Below are 15,023 nucleotides of genomic sequence, written 5' to 3'. Positions count from 1 at the left end.
GCGCAGAGGAGAGCCAGTCTTGGCCAGGGGCTTCAGCGAATTCAAATATATGACCTTCGACGTTGTCGGCACGCTGATCGACTTCGAAGGCGGCATTACGACCTGCATGGCCGGGATTGCCGCCGAGGCCGGCGTTGCCATCGATGGCGAAGCCGCGCTGGCTCTGTACCGGCAGGCTCGCTACATGCCCGATGCGGGCCTGTTTCCCGACGATCTCGTGCGTGTCTACATGGTTATCGCGCCACAGCTCGGCCTGCCGGCCGAGGAGAAATATGGCGTCCGGCTGCGGGACTCCGCCAGTGCCTGGCGAGGTTTCCCCGACAGCGCGGCGGCATTGGCCGAGCTTGCGAAGTCACACAAGCTGATTGCCATGACCAATGCCCGGCGCTGGGCGCTCGATCATTTCGAAAAGCAGCTCGGATCACCCTTCTTCGCCACCTTCACGGCCGACGACACCGGCACGGAAAAACCCGACCCTGCTTTCTTCCAGACGGTCTTCGATTTCGTGGCCTCTCGCGGCGACAGCAGGGACGACATCCTGCATGTGGCGCAAAGCCAGTATCACGACATCGGCATCTCCCGGGCGCTCGGCATGACCAATTGCTGGATCGAGCGCCGGCACGCCCAGAAGGGCTATGGCGGCACGATCGAGCCCGAGCGCTTCACCGTACCAGACCACCACTTCACCTCGATGGCCTCCCTTGCAGCGGCCGTTCGGGAAAGCCTGAAGGAACGAACCTGAGCCAAAGCTCGGAAAGCCGCAGCAAGACGAGCATCCTGACCAAACAAACAGAAAGGGGAATGAACATGACCGACAAGATCACGAACTGGACCAGCGCAGACGATGCCATGGTCGAAAATGCCATTCGGCGGGGCGCAAGCCGCCGCGAACTTCTCAAGATGCTGTTGGCCGGTGGCGCCGCGGTTGCCGCGGGCAGCCTTGTGCTCGGCCGCGCCACCCAGGCCGTAGCCGCCACGCCGGTCTCCGGCGGAAATTTCAAAGCCGCCGGCTGGTCGTCCTCGACCGCCGATACGCTCGATCCGGCAAAGGCGTCGCTCTCCACCGACTATGTCCGCTGCTGCTCGCTCTACAACCGACTGACTTTCCTCGACAAGGATGGCGTCACGCAGATGGAGCTGGCCGAAAGATTCGACAGCAAGGACGCCAAGACCTGGACCGTGAAGCTGCGCAAGGGCGTCACCTTCCACGACGGCAAGGACCTCACCGCCGACGACGTCGTCTTCTCGCTGAAGCGCCATCTCGACAAGTCGGTCGGTTCCAAGGTCGCCAAGATCGCGGCGCAGATGACCGGCTTCAAGGGGGTCGACAAGTCGACCGTGGAAATCACGCTCGCCGACCCGAATGCCGACCTGCCGACCATCCTGGCGCTGCACCATTTCATGATCGTCGCAGACGGCACCACGGACTTCTCCAAGGGCAATGGCACCGGCGCGTTCGTGCTGCAAACGTTCGAACCTGGCGTGCGTTCGGTGGTCACCAAGAACAAGAACTACTGGAAATCGGGCAAGCCCTACCTGGATTCGTTCGAATTCATCGCCATCAGTGACGACAGCGCCCGCGTCAACGCGCTCTTGTCCGGCGACATCAGCTTCGCCGCCTCGATCAATCCGCGCGCGATGAAGCTCATCAGCGGCCAGCAGGGCTTCGAAGTGTCGAAGACGACCTCGGGCAACTACACGGATCTCAACATTCGGCTCGATATGGACCCCGGCAACAAGGCCGACTTCGTGGCCGGCATGAAATATCTCGTCAACCGCGAGCAGATCGTCAAATCGGCGTTGCGTGGCCTCGGTGAAATCGGCAACGACCAGCCCGTCTCGCCGGCCAATGTCTTCCACAACGCCGACGTCAAGCCGAAGGCTTTCGACCCGGACAAGGCGAAGTTCCACTTCCAGAAGGCAGGCCTGCTCGGCCAGTCCATCCCGGTGGTCGCTTCCGACGCCGCCACCTCGTCGATCGACATGGCTGTGATCATCCAGGCCGCCGGCGCGGATATCGGTATGAAGCTCGACGTCCAGCGCGTCCCGGCCGACGGCTACTGGGACAATTACTGGCTCAAGGCGCCAATCCATTTCGGCAACATCAATCCGCGCCCGACGCCGGACATCCTGTTCTCGCTCCTCTACGCATCCAACGCGCCGTGGAACGAAAGCCAATACAAGTCCGAGAAGTTCGACAAGATGCTCATCGAGGCGCGCGGCCTGCTCGACCAGGCCAAGCGCAAGGAGATCTATGGCCAGATGCAGGCTATGGTCTCCGAGGAGGCCGGCACCATCATCCCGGCCTACATTTCCAACGTGGATGCCCTCTCCAGCAAGGTGAAGGGTTTGGAGGCGAACCCGCTCGGTGGCATGATGGGCTACGCAATGGCGGAATATCTCTGGCTCGAAGCCTGAGGGAAGCCAGCCGGGGGCCAGTCAGCCAGCCCCCGGCATTTCATTGCGCAAGATTGCTTGGCCGAACAACCGCAGGGAGCGCTTCCATGACGTCTGGGGTTCTCAACCTCGTGCTGAAGCGGCTGGGGATTGCGGCCGTCACGCTTCTGATCGTCCTGTTCGCCGTGTTTTTCGCCACCAGCATGCTGCCTGGCGACACCGCGTCGATCCTGCTTGGCCAGGCGGCGACTCCCGAAGCCGTCGCCGGCCTGCGCGAGGCCATGCATCTCAACGATCCGGCGATCCTTCGCTTCCTACGCTGGCTTCTCGGCCTGCTCCACGGCGACCTCGGCACCTCCTATGCCAACCAGATGCCGGTCGCGGCGCTGATCGGCGGTCGCTTCGTCAACACCATGGAGCTTGCCGGCATCACCACCCTGCTCTCGGTGCCCCTGGCGCTGACGTTGGGTATCACCGCCGCCATGCTGCGCGGCTCCCTTTACGACCGCACCGTCACCGTCCTTTCGATCGGCGTCATCTCCGTGCCGGAATTCATGGTCGCGACCCTCGCCGTCCTGCTCTTCGCCGTTTATCTTAAATGGCTGCCGGCGCTGTCCTCGGTCAATGAGGCGCATACTCTGACCGACCTCGTGCGCATCTATGCAATGCCCGTGATTACGCTGACCTTCGTCATCTCCGCCCAGATGATCCGCATGACCCGCGCCGCGGTACTCGAAACGCTCTCCGCGCCTTATGTCGAGATGGCGCTGCTCAAAGGCGCCTCACGCGGCCGCATGGTGCTCAAGCACGCGCTTCCCAACGCGCTCGGGCCGATCGTCAACGCGGTTGCGCTGTCGCTGTCCTACCTGGTCGGCGGCGTCATCATCGTCGAGACAATCTTCAACTATCCCGGCATCGCCAAGCTGATGGTCGATGCCGTCGCCACCCGCGACCTGCCGCTGATCCAGAGCTGCGCGATGATCTTCTGCCTCGGCTATCTCTTCCTCATCACCGCCGCCGATGTCGTCGCCATCATGTCCAACCCGAGGCTCAGATGACGGTTGCGCGCGCCACAACCTCCCGTCGGTCCTTCCTGGGCCACAGCTACAGCCTCGTGGGCATCGTGGCCGCTTTGGTCATCCTGGCTTGGACGCTCGTCGCGATCCTCGCGCCCTACATCATTCCTCATTCGATTGGAGACATCGTCGACGACGATTATTTCGGCCCGATGCGTCAGGGGTTATGGCTCGGCTCGGACTATCTGGGGCGCGACATGCTCTCGCGGGTGCTTATGGGCGCGCGCTACACCGTCGGCATATCGCTCGCCGCCGTCGCCATCGCCTGCTTCTCGGGCGTCGTGCTGGGGATGATCGCGGCCGTCACCGGCGGCTGGCTCGACACCTGCCTCAGCCGCTTCCTTGACGCCTTGAATTCCATTCCCAGCAAACTGTTCGGCCTTGTGGTCGTTGCCGCGGTCGGCTCGTCGATCCAGGCGCTGATCCTGACGCTGGCCGTCATCTATATACCAGGCGCCTACCGCTTCGCGCGGGCGCTCGCCGTCAACATCAACACCATGGATTTCATGACCGTCGCTCGCGTCCGTGGCGAGAGCATCGTCTATCTCATCGGGTCGGAGATCCTGCCCAATATCATCCGCCCGGTGCTCGCCGACTTCGGCCTGCGCTTCGTCTTCATCGTGCTCCTGCTCTCCGGCCTCTCGTTCCTGGGACTCGGCCTGCAGCCGCCGCTCGCCGACTGGGGCGCGCTGGTGCGCGAGAACATCGGCGGCCTGCCCTTCGCGGCGCCGGCAGTCATCGTGCCTTCGCTGGCGATCGCCAGCCTCACCATCAGCGTCAACCTGCTGATCGACAACCTGCCGCAGAAGATCAGGGACAGGGACGCATGACCAATCTCGTCGAGGTCCGGAACCTGAGGATCGAGGCGACGACCGACGCCGGACGTGTCGTCGAAATCATCAAGGGCGTCAGTCTCGATATCGCCGACGGCGAGATCGTCGCCCTGATCGGAGAGAGCGGCTCCGGCAAGACAACGGTGGCGCTCTCGCTCATGGGGCACGCGCGACCGGGCTGCCGGATCACCGGTGGCGAGATCAATGTGAACGGCAAGAACATAGCCGCACTTTCCGAAAAGCAGCGCGCCAGGTTGCGAGGCACCGACATTGCCTATGTTCCGCAAAGTGCCGCAGCCTCGTTTAATCCCTCGTCGACCATCATGGAGCAGGTGATCGAGGTTACGCGCATCCACAGGCTGATGCCCCCCCAGAAGGCGCGAAAGCGGGCTGTCGAGCTGTTCAGGGCCTTGTCGCTGCCGGATCCGGAAGGGATCGGCGCCCGTTATCCGCACCAGGTTTCAGGTGGGCAATTGCAGCGGCTGTCGGCGGCCATGGCCCTTATCGGCGATCCCAAGCTGGTTATCTTCGACGAGCCGACGACAGCACTCGACGTGACGACGCAGATCGACGTGCTGAAGGCATTCAAGTCGGTCATGCGGGCGGGTGGGATAGCTGGGGTCTATGTTTCCCACGATCTCGCCGTCGTCGCCCAGATCGCCGACCACATCGTCGTGCTGAAGGGCGGCGAAGTGCAGGAGACCGGCAGCACGGTTCAGATTCTTTCGGCTGCCCAGCACGCCTACACGCGCGAACTGCTTGCTGCCTTCGAACCGAAGCCGCGGCAAGCGCATGCGGACGCAGATGCCGGCGCGAAGCCGTTGCTGCGCATCGACAATGTGACTGCCGGCTATGGCGCGCTGCGAGATGACGGACTGCCACTTATCCGGGCCGTCGATACCGTCAGCCTGGTCGTCGAGAAAGGACGCAACCTCGGCGTCATCGGCGAATCCGGCTGCGGAAAATCGACGCTCGCGCGCGTTATCGCGGGCATTCATCCGGCCGCGGCCGGCGACATCATCTTCGACGGCAAGCAACTGCAGCGTGCCGCAGGCAAACGCAGCCAGGACCAGCTGCGCGAGATGCAGATCGTGTTCCAGTATGCCGACACCGCGCTCAATCCAGCCAAGCCGATCGAAGACATCATCTCCCGTCCGCTGGCCTTCTATCACCGGCTCGACCGGCAGGCGCGCTCGAAGCGCGTCGACGAACTGCTTGACATGGTCCGCCTGCCGCGGGCGTTGCGCTACCGTCGCCCGTCGGAGCTCTCGGGCGGCCAGAAGCAGCGGGTGAACTTCGCGCGCGCCCTGGCGGCCGGGCCCAAGCTCATCATCTGCGACGAAATCACCTCGGCGCTCGACACGGTAGTGGCGGCCGCCGTGATCGAACTGCTCAAGGACCTGCAGCGCGAGTTGGGCCTTTCCTACATTTTCATCAGCCACGACCTCTCGGTCGTCGAAGCGATCTGCGACGAGATCATGGTCATGTACAATGGCGAGCGGGTGGAGCAGATTACGCCCGACAAATTGAAGGTGCCCACCCACCCCTATTCGAAGCTTCTGTTCTCCTCGGTGCCGAAGCTCGATCCGACATGGCTCGATGGCCTCGTCCGAGACCCCGAGCTGGTCAGCCAGTACGGCCATCGCTGACTACAAGGGAAAGAGGCGGGGCAGTGGCATATGCGCCGTGACGGTGGGAGACCTCAGCACCGGGAAGCTGAAACACCTGTCAATGCCGATATCCATGTGGTGAGCCGCTCATGAATCTCGATGTCAATTCGATCGAGTTCCATGAACTGCCCAGGAATAGAGGTGTTGGGAGCCGCCGTCAGGCTCCGCCGTCATCCATGCCGCGGAACTCTCCCGACGCTACAATTGCGAGCCGAGCCGGTAGGCCTCGTAGATCGACGAGTAGATGTCCCGGCTGGCAACCGCGTCTCCAATGCGGTGCAAGACAAACGATCCAGCGGCTTGGGCATTATCAGCTTTCTTTGTCCCCGCTCCGGTCATGAGTGCTATATCGGTGACGCCGTTGTTGGCTGAGCGCGCACGCAATTCCTGGTAGGTATCCTCCATGGGCGCGGTGCCGCGCTCGACAATGAGTTGGGCTGCCGGCACTTCCGTTTCCGCACCGGTGAGTTCGTGCCGGAACGTGGCGGCGATTCCGTTGCCTTGGCGTGCTGCCTTGACCAGGCGCACGTCGCTGATGACGCGGATGCCGCGTTCCGCGGCGCGTTTGCGAAAACTCACCCTGTCCGGATAAGGCGTCTCGATCGCCAAGGTGTCGTCCGCTATCGCCAGGCTGACCAAGCGCCCCGGACGGGCAAGATGCAGAGCGCAGGAAATTGCGGCCTGGCGTCCGGTCTCATCGTAGATGAGCACATCGTCCTTCGCCGGCACCACCCCGGTCAAAACATCCCAGACGCTGTCGCAATATTCGGCGCCCTCCAGCCACTCCATGTCGGGAACGCCGCCGGTGGCGATGATGACCGCGTCCGGTTTATCGGCGAGGACCACTTCTGCGTCAGCATAGGTGTTGAGACGAACTTCCACACCAAGGCGAGTGAGTTCGCCGGTACGCCAGTCGACTATGCCGATGAGATCCTTGCGGTCGGAGGCGGAGGCCGCGACGAGCACCTGCCCGCCAAGCCGTGCTCCCGCTTCAAGCAGGGTCACTTTGTGTCCGCGCTCGGCGGCGACCCGTGCCGCTTCCGTCCCACCCGGGCCACCGCCGACCACCACCACCCGTTTCGGCGTTTCGGCCCGTTCAATGATGTGATTGACGATCGTCTCATGGCCGCTGGCCGGGTTGTGAATGCATTGCACCTTCTTATACAGGCAATAGGATGCGCCGACACACGGGCGGATGCGTTCTTCTTCTCCGCGCATCACCTTGTTGACGATATGGGGGTCGGCAATATGCGCCCGGGTCATGCCAACCAGGTCGACAAGGTTTTCGCGGATGGCATGTCGAGCCGTGGCTAGGTCCCGGATTGCTGCGGCGTGGATGACGGGCAGTTTGGTTTCCCGCTTGAACCTGCCGACCTGAGGCAAAAACGGCGCGCTCGGGCTAAACATGCCGGGCATGTTCTGCTCGGCCAAGGACAGGTCGGTGTCCATGCGGCCGAAGATGCAGTTGAAGAAGTCGATGTGGCCTTCCCGCTCGAATAGCCGGGCGAAATCAAGGCATTCCTCGAAATCCGGCCCGTCTTCGGCCGCCTCGTCGATCACGAAGCGGATGCCCACGGCGAAGTCGTCGCCGACGGCGCGGCGGATCGTCTCGTGAACCATCAAGCCGAAGCGGGCCCGGTTTTCCAGCGAGCCGCCGTAGGCATCCGTGCGCTTATTGGTTCTGCGCGACAGGAATTGGCCGATCAGATGGCCGCCGGTAACGGTTTCGATGCCGTCCAGACCTCCGTCACGGCAGCGCTTGGCGGCGCTGGCGTAATCGCCAATGATCCTGTCGATGTCGGCGCCGTCCATCTCCTTCGGGAAGTTGCGGTTTCGCGGCTCGCGAATGCGTGACGGTGCCACCGGCGCGAGCCAGTTCCCGGCATAGGCGGTGGCGCGCCGCCCAAGATGTGAGACCTGGCACATGACGGCGGCGCCATGGCGATGGATTCGCTGCGACAGCGACTGGAGATGAGGGACGATGCGATCGGTCGAAAGGTCCAGCTGACCGCCGCCCCAACTGGAGTCGGGCGAGGTCATGGCCGAGCCGCCCGCCATGGTCATCGCCAGGCCGCCGCGCGCCTTCTCCTCATGGTAGCGCTGGTAGCGCTCGAGCGGCAGGCCGCCATCATCCAGCATCGAGGCGTGACTGGTGCTGACAACACGGTTGCGCAGCGTCAGACCCTTGAGCCGAAACGGTTGAAGCAGAGGATCGCCGGACGTGCCGCTTGCGGGAGATGCCGCTGTGTTCACGTCGTGCCCCATCCCATTCATGAAGGTTATAGTCCGTCATTTGTGAGGCCGGAGAAAGCTTGAAATTGTTATGGTGGCTATACGCTGGGCGTATGGCCGGTTTCGCAAAACTCATCCCTTCCGCGCGCGGATTGCTCGTTTTCGAAGCTGCTGTCCGCTCAGGCAGTTTCACCGCCGCCGCGCGCGAATTCAATGTCACGCAACCATCGGTCAGCCGCAGCATCGCCCAGCTCGAGGCCGATTTTGGGGTCGCGCTTTTCACGCGCAGTCCAGCGGGATTGGCCCCAACCGCCGAAGGGCGTGCGCTCTATTCGGCCGTGCGGGAGGGATTTGATGGCATCGAGGAGGTGATCCGGAGAATCAAGCAGAGCGGTGCTGCAAAGCCGGTGGTCACCCTCTCTCTTTCTAGTTCTCTGGCAACATATTGGTTCGTTCCCAGGTTAGGAGCTTTCAACACGAGGTTTCCTGATGTGGACCTGAGGTTCGAACTGATCGCGGGCGTTCTGAGAGGCCCCGCCGAGAATGTCGACCTTGCCACGAGGATCCTGTCGGACGACGACACCCACTATCACCGCTGGGCGTTCTCGCCGGAAATCATTGTTCCGGTATGCAGCCCATCCTATTTGTCAGCCCACGGTCTGTTGATGCATGCCGGGACTGGTGAGGGCCATGTCCTGCTGCATCTCACGGACGCCAAGGAGCAGTGGCTGGACGCCTGGGGCAACGTGGCCAACCGCAAGACCAGAAGGGCAAAGTGGCTCGAATTCTCGGACTACGCGGTCGTGCTTCAGGCCGCGATGAATGGGGAAGGCGTGGCGCTCGGCTGGCTCAGCAACGTCTCAAGGGCGTTGCTTCAGGGAACCCTTGTCCCAGCTTCGGACCGGCAGATCAACACGGGCCGGATCCATCAGCTGATTGCACCGCGCTCACAGCCGGTACGACCGATCGTTTCTGACATCCGCGCCTGGATGATGGCCGAGATGCAAGCCGAATTGAAAGCACTGCACCCGATCTTGCGAACTGACATCTTGTAGCGAGGCGACAAATGCAGTGCGGCACGGCCGCCGCTGACTACATCGGAAACAGGCTGGGCAGCGGCATGTGCGCCTTGACGATGGGAGATTTCAGCACTACGAAGCTGAAATACTTGTCGATACCGATATCCATATCGGTCAGCCGCTCCATGATCGTCTGGTACTCGCCGATGCCGGCGGTCACGAATTTAATCAGGTAGTCGTAGCCGCCCGAGACGAGATGGCATTCGATGACCTGGTCGATCTTCTCCACCACGGCGAGAAAGCGGGCGAAGTCCACCTGGCGATGGTTCCTCAGGGTGACCTCAGTGAACACGGTCAGCATCTGGCCGAGTTTGCCGATATTGATCTGCGCCGAATAGCCTTCGATATAGCCTTCCGACTGGAGTTTCTTGACCCGCATGAGGCACGGGCTCGGCGACAGATGCACCAACTCGGCCAGTTCTACATTGGTCACGCGGCCGTTCTTCTGCAGTTCGTGCAGAATCTTGATGTCAATCCGATCCAGTTTCATGGCCGTCTCCGAACAACGCAAGCCACAGCACAAAATGCTGCCGTGCCAACAACCATCGACACTACCACAGCCCGTATGCCTGTCCATCCGAACGAACACTGCTTTGAAACGCAGGGACTTCCGATTTCCACGGGCTCGTCGGAATAAAATTCTGCTTCGCCTTCAACTGCAGCAGCGGCTGCCTGCGCAACGCGATAGATTGAAACGTCAAACGAGAGAGGATCATGCGCGCGCCGCTGCAGCAAATCGAGACATCCGGCGAACTGCCGCAATCCGCGGACGCGGTGGTAATCGGCGGCGGTATCGTTGGCGTCTTTGCGGCTTACTACCTGGCGGGGCGCGGCATGAAGGTTGCGCTCATCGACAAGGGGCGCATCGGCGCCGAGCAGTCCTCCCGGAACTGGGGATGGTGCCGCCAGCAGAATCGCGACGCCCGCGAACTGCCGATGGCGACACGAAGCCTCGATCTGTGGGAGCGTTTTGCGGCAAACACCGGGGAGGACACCGGCTTTCGCCGCTGCGGCCTGCTCTACCTCAGCAATGACGAGGCGGAACTGGCCGGGTGGGCGCGCTGGCGCGACTTTGCCAGAACGGCTGGCGTCACGACGCACATGCTCGACGGCGCCGAGGCCAGCGAGCGGGGCGGCGCCACGGGCCGGACGTGGAAGGGCGGCGTCTTCTCGCCGACCGACGGCACCGCCGATCCGTCGCGAGCCGCGCCCGCGGTCGCTCGTGCCATCCTGAAGCTCACAGGCACGGCGCACCAAAATTGCGCCGCACGCGGCATCGAGACCGAGGGCGGACGCCTGAGTGCCATTGTCACCGAAAAAGCGACGATCCGCACGAAGGTGGCGGTCCTGGCTGGCGGCGCCTGGTCCTCCTCCTTTTGCCATCAGTTCGGCTTCCGCTTCCCGCAGGCCTCGGTCCGCTCCTCCATCCTGTCCGTGTCGCCCGGGGCGGAGGGCCTTCCGGATGCGCTGCACACGGCACGGATCTCGGTTACACGTCGCGGCAACGGCGGCTATACGCTCGCCATAAGCGGTCGCGGACGCGTGGATGTCACGCCGCAGCAACTGCGCTTTTCGTCGCAATTCGTGCCGATGTTCCTGAAGCGGTGGCGCAGCCTCGCGCCCGGCGGCCTGCAGGGTGTGCGTTCTGGGCACGAAACGCTTCAGCTTTGGCGGCTCGACCAACCGACGCCGATGGAGCGCATGCGCATTCTCGATCCGGCGCCGGACCAGGCGACCATCCGCCTGACCCATGCCCGTGCGCTTGAGTTGCTGCCGGCGCTGCGCAAGACGACGATCAGCGCGGCCTGGGCCGGCTACATCGACAGCACGCCGGACGGCGTGCCCGCCATCGGCGAGATCCCTACCGTTCCGGGTTTCTTCCTGGCTGCCGGATTTTCGGGGCACGGCTTCGGCATTGGGCCTGGCGCTGGACACCTCGTCGCCGATCTGGTGGCCGGGTCGGAACCGATCGTCGATGCGACACCCTACGATCCGCGCCGCTTCGACGCTTCGGCCTGGGGCAAGGTCGCCGACTTCTGAGAGGCGATTCATGCCCGTCCCCAAAGCCGTGGCTTTAGCAATCGCATCAGCTTTCCCGAAGAAAGGCGCCGATCGGCGCTGGTCGGACAGGCGCCTGCCCGCGAAACCGGCCGACGGCGCCGGGCTTGCAACCGGCCTTCGCCGCGACGAGTTCGACGGCGGCCAGTTGGCAGTAACGCCCCTGGCAGCGCCCCATTCCGACGCGCGAAAGCGATTTCACCCTGTTGGCCTCGCCGCCGCCGGCATCCGCGCTCTCGCGCACGGCGCCCGCGCTCACATTCTCGCAGCGGCAGACGATCGCGTCCTCGGGCAGTGCCCGCACCATCTCGGACGGCCAGGGAAACGCGAAAGCCAGACCGCGGGCAAAGCGCTCGAGCCGCGCAAGCTTGTGCAGATCGGCCTTGGCGGACGGCGCCGGACGTCCGAGATCGGCAAGGCACGCGGCCGCGGCAAGGCACCCAGCAATCTCCGCGCCGTCCGCCCCGAGGAGACGGACCCCATCGCCGGCTAGATAGACCCCATTGCCGGCCCGACCCATCCCATCGATTTTTGGCAGCCATTGCCGCCACTGTTCGTCATAGGTGAAGGCGCATCCTGCCAGGTCGGCGAGATGCGTCTCCGCCCGCAAATGCCAGCCAATACCCACCATGTCGCATGAGGTGGCGCGCTGCCTTCCACCAGCGTCGCGCCAGCGCACCGCCGCCACGCCCGACCCGTCGGTCTCGATCCGTTCGAGCGTCACGCCCGCATGATAACGGCCACCAAGCCGCGCTCGCATAACCAAGCCGCGCAACGCGACGACTGGCCGAGCGGCAAGCTCCCAGAGCCCTCGTAGTTGCTGGCGCCAGGGAGAGGTGTCGAGCACCGCCGGCACATGGGCGCCGGCCTTGACAAGTTGGGCGCCAACCAGGGTCAGTAAAGGCCCGGATCCCATCAGGACGATCCGTCGCCCGAGTGCCACGCCCTGTACCTTCAGCGCGATCTGCGCCGCGCCGAGGCTGTAGACGCCGGCGCTCTGCCAGCCGGGGACGGGAGCGACGCGGTCGGATGCGCCAGTGGCAAGGATCAGACGGTCATAGAAGATCACCTGGACGCCGCTCTCCCCCAGAACATGCAGACGACCCTCGTGCACGGCAATGACCGAGCTGCGCGCGTAATGGGTGAGCCGCCCCTCTGCGGCCAGCTGGTCGAAGAGCGAATGTAGCGCGCGCGCCTTTTGCGCCTCCGACCCATAGAGCTGTTGCGGGGGGCGGGTAAACCCGGCAGGCGGGCGACGATAGATCTGCCCGCCCGCGCGCTGCCCCTCGTCGATCACGATCGGATGGAGGCCAGCATCAACCAGCGTCGCCGCAGCCCTTATACCGGCGGGGCCTGCACCCACGATCACGATCCGCGGCGAGGCAAGATCGCTCACGGCCAGTTCTCCGGCGGCGTCGTGCGCAGCCGCATGCCCTCGGCAATCAGGATTGTGCACGCGCGCAGACGCGGTCCCTCCTCTTGCCAAACCCAGCAGTCCTGGCAGGCGCCCATCAGGCAGAAACCGGCGCGCGGCTCCGATCCGAACTCGGAGTTCCGCAAGGCGTGTCCTGATGCCAGCATCGCGGTCAGCACGGTGTCGCCCGCGAGCGCGCCGCGCATCTCACCGGCGAGAAGGAAATGCACCTCTGCCCGGTCGCGCTCCGCCAGCCGGACGATGCGGCCGGGCGTCATCATTCCGCGGCCTCTCGCACCGGGCGAGGACGCGGCAGTTCGGGGAAGCGTTCGCAGACCGCATCGAAGGCCGTCTGAACTCCCTCCGGCCCGGCGCGTCCCTTCATGCGCCGGAAGATTTCTGTCTTGGCGAAGAACCGCCAATGGATCGGCAAGGCATCCAACAGGGTGTGGAGCCGATCATAGGAGGCCGGCGTCCACTGTGCTTCGTAGCCGTCGCGCTCCGGACCGAAATGGAAATGGCCGGCAGGGAGCCCGTGCCGTGCGCGCTGCTGCGTCGTCGCCTGCTCGTCGACCTCGCCGCCGCGCAGGACGACGCCGTAATCGCGCTCGGCCGCTGCCGCCGAGACATAGCCGCGCCGCACGTCCCGCGCCACCTGCCACGGCTCGCGCTGATACGGATCGCCACGCCCACCGCCTCCAGCGGAGCGGATCTCGAGCATGTCCCCTGGCTGCAGGACCGCCGTGTCGATATTGCCCAGCCGCCGCTCGTGCTCGGTCCCGGGATTGACGATCATGTCCGACAGGCCGGCCGCCTTACCGCCCAGCACGCCCCAGGGACGGAAGAAGCTGCGGTCGCGGTTGCGTGCTGTAATCCTGGAGTCGGGGGCAAAGACGCGGAAGGCCATTTCGGTCGCCAGCCCGCCGCGCCAGCGGCCCGCACCGCCGCTGTCCCTGGCGAGCCCGTATTTCACGAATTCGACCGGGGTTTCGGTTTCGGTGATCTCGATCGGCGTGTTCTTGAGATAGGCGGCATCCGCGCCCGATCCGTTTGTCCCATCGCGATGCGGCATCGCCCCGCCGCCACCCACCACGGGGTTCACCGCCGCGATGACGGTCCGGCTGGTGCGCTCATCCGTGGTCATGACGTTGACGATGCAGTTGTTGCCGGCCGGTGCTGCGGGCAGCCGCTCTGGCACGGCCTGCGAGAAAGCGCCGAAGATAACCGAGCGTAGCCGGGCGCAGGTAAGCGAGCGCATGCCCACGGCGGCCGGGTCGACCGGATTGAGCACCGAACCCAGGGGCGTGATGCAAGTAAACGGCCGGGTGAGACCCGTGTTGAGCAGGATCTTCGGGTTCAGCGTGTAGAGCACATAGTAGACGCCTACCAGCAGCATGGTGTGGCGCGGATCGCCGCCCGAGGGCACGTTGAGCGAGGAGCCGAGCTGCGGATCGGAGCCGGTGAAGTCGAGCACCGCCTCGTCGCCCCTGATCGTCAGCGTCAGCTTCAGCCGGCAAGGATTGGCTTCGACCGAATCCTCGTCGGCATAGTCGGCGAACTCCCATGTGCCGTCGGGCATGGAGCGGAGCACGTCACGCGCCTGCGCCTCCGCGTGATCGAGAAGCGCGGCGACGCCTTCGACGAAGCCGGCCCTGCCGAACTTCTTCACCATCGCCTGGATCTTGCGCTCGCCGGTGTTGAGTGCGCCGACCAGCGCCTTGATGTCGCCGATGTTGAGGTCGGGCTTGCGCACATTGGTGCTCATGATGCGCAGGATGGTTTCGTCGAAGACGCCCTCCTTCACCAGCTTCATGGGCGGAAAGCGGATGCCTTCCTGGTGGATTTCGGTCAGCGCCCGGCTGAGCGAGGCCGGCACCGCCCCGCCCATGTCGGTGTTGTGGATGTGCCCGCCGGTCCAGGCGACGATCTCCCCGTCGACGAAGACCGGCTTCCACAGATGCGTGTCGGGCGCATGCGTGGCGACGTGGCCGGAATAGGGATCGTTGGTGAAGGCAACATCTCCCGGCCGGTAGTCGCTGACCATCGCGATCGCGCGGTGGTACGAAAGCCCCGGATACCAGGTGGCACCGAGTTCCATCGGCACAGCGAAGGTCGCGCCCGTGGTGTCCATCAGCATCACCGTGAAGTCCTGCGTCTCCTTGACGAAGGCGGAGTGCGCGGTGCGGTGGAGCGTGTGGGCCATGTTTTCGGCCGCCGCGCGGGCATGGTTCGCCAGAACCTGCAGGTTTGTGCGGTCAAACATG

12 protein-coding genes and 1 pseudogene are annotated in these 15,023 nt (G+C 64.1%); 7 read left to right on the top strand and 6 right to left on the bottom strand.

Features of this window, described 5'->3' with window-relative positions; all coding sequences use genetic code 11:
- Positions 1–19 precede the first annotated feature (19 nt).
- The 5 genes from FJ548_RS16005 (at position 20) to FJ548_RS15985 (ending at position 5,955) form a co-directional block, all read left to right on the top strand.
- On the top strand, positions 20–742 hold the full coding sequence (locus tag FJ548_RS16005) for an HAD-IA family hydrolase (protein ID WP_140698210.1): 723 nt from the start codon (positions 20–22) through the stop codon (positions 740–742).
- A gap of 65 nt (positions 743–807) precedes the next feature.
- Positions 808–2,418 carry an ABC transporter substrate-binding protein gene (locus tag FJ548_RS16000; RefSeq protein WP_140778358.1) on the top strand — a complete coding sequence of 537 codons (1,611 nt, stop codon included), beginning with the start codon at positions 808–810 and terminating at the stop codon, positions 2,416–2,418.
- An 86-nt stretch (positions 2,419–2,504) separates the two neighbouring features.
- Complete coding sequence (locus FJ548_RS15995) at positions 2,505–3,455, top strand: ABC transporter permease (RefSeq protein WP_140698204.1); 951 nt, start codon at positions 2,505–2,507, stop codon at positions 3,453–3,455.
- Positions 3,452–4,303 carry an ABC transporter permease gene (locus FJ548_RS15990; protein ID WP_140698201.1) on the top strand — a complete coding sequence of 284 codons (852 nt, stop codon included), beginning with the start codon at positions 3,452–3,454 and terminating at the stop codon, positions 4,301–4,303. The genes FJ548_RS15995 and FJ548_RS15990 overlap by 4 nt, the downstream gene beginning before the upstream one ends.
- Positions 4,300–5,955, top strand: a complete 1,656-nt coding sequence (locus FJ548_RS15985) for an ABC transporter ATP-binding protein (RefSeq protein WP_140778357.1) — start codon at positions 4,300–4,302, stop codon at positions 5,953–5,955. Before FJ548_RS15990 ends, FJ548_RS15985 begins: the two co-directional genes overlap by 4 nt.
- Here FJ548_RS15985 and FJ548_RS30460 read toward each other — a convergent pair.
- Positions 5,956–6,051 (bottom strand): annotated as a pseudogene (locus FJ548_RS30460) (Lrp/AsnC family transcriptional regulator); the annotation flags it as partial.
- 123 nt (positions 6,052–6,174) lie between these two features.
- A complete protein-coding gene (locus FJ548_RS15975) occupies positions 6,175–8,250 on the bottom strand; it encodes an NADH:flavin oxidoreductase (protein WP_140778356.1) in 2,076 nt (691 codons plus the stop codon).
- Positions 8,251–8,321: 71 nt separating this feature from the next.
- Here FJ548_RS15975 and FJ548_RS15970 point away from each other — a divergent pair, with 71 nt between their 5' ends.
- Positions 8,322–9,263 carry a LysR substrate-binding domain-containing protein gene (locus FJ548_RS15970; RefSeq protein ID WP_140778355.1) on the top strand — a complete coding sequence of 314 codons (942 nt, stop codon included), beginning with the start codon at positions 8,322–8,324 and terminating at the stop codon, positions 9,261–9,263.
- A 37-nt stretch (positions 9,264–9,300) separates the two neighbouring features.
- Here the strand turns inward: FJ548_RS15970 and FJ548_RS15965 are convergent, their stop codons facing one another.
- On the bottom strand, positions 9,301–9,777 hold the full coding sequence (locus FJ548_RS15965; protein WP_140610868.1) for an Lrp/AsnC family transcriptional regulator: 477 nt from the start codon (positions 9,775–9,777) through the stop codon (positions 9,301–9,303).
- A gap of 224 nt (positions 9,778–10,001) precedes the next feature.
- Here FJ548_RS15965 and FJ548_RS15960 point away from each other — a divergent pair, with 224 nt between their 5' ends.
- Entirely contained in the window at positions 10,002–11,327 is a 1,326-nt protein-coding gene (locus FJ548_RS15960; RefSeq protein WP_140778354.1) for an FAD-binding oxidoreductase, read from the top strand.
- A 46-nt stretch (positions 11,328–11,373) separates the two neighbouring features.
- On the opposite strand, the gene FJ548_RS15955 is transcribed toward FJ548_RS15960, so the two are convergent.
- From FJ548_RS15955 to FJ548_RS15945, 3 genes are read right to left on the bottom strand one after another with little or no spacing between them, the layout of a single operon-like run.
- Entirely contained in the window at positions 11,374–12,741 is a 1,368-nt protein-coding gene (locus FJ548_RS15955) for an FAD/NAD(P)-binding oxidoreductase (protein WP_140778353.1), read from the bottom strand.
- The gene (locus FJ548_RS15950; protein ID WP_140778352.1) at positions 12,738–13,040 is read right to left on the bottom strand and encodes a (2Fe-2S)-binding protein; all 303 of its coding nucleotides are present in this window, start codon (positions 13,038–13,040) and stop codon (positions 12,738–12,740) included. Before FJ548_RS15950 ends, FJ548_RS15955 begins: the two co-directional genes overlap by 4 nt.
- Positions 13,037–15,022, bottom strand: a complete 1,986-nt coding sequence (locus FJ548_RS15945; RefSeq protein ID WP_140778351.1) for a hydantoinase B/oxoprolinase family protein — start codon at positions 15,020–15,022, stop codon at positions 13,037–13,039. Before FJ548_RS15945 ends, FJ548_RS15950 begins: the two co-directional genes overlap by 4 nt.
- Between the last annotated feature and the right edge of the window lies 1 nt (position 15,023).

It is taken from the genome of Mesorhizobium sp. B2-4-17 (genome assembly GCF_006441275.1).
Lineage (GTDB): Bacteria > Pseudomonadota > Alphaproteobacteria > Rhizobiales > Rhizobiaceae > Mesorhizobium.
Note: the sequence above shows the minus strand (reverse complement) of the source record. Positions and strands in the feature narration are given on the sequence as shown.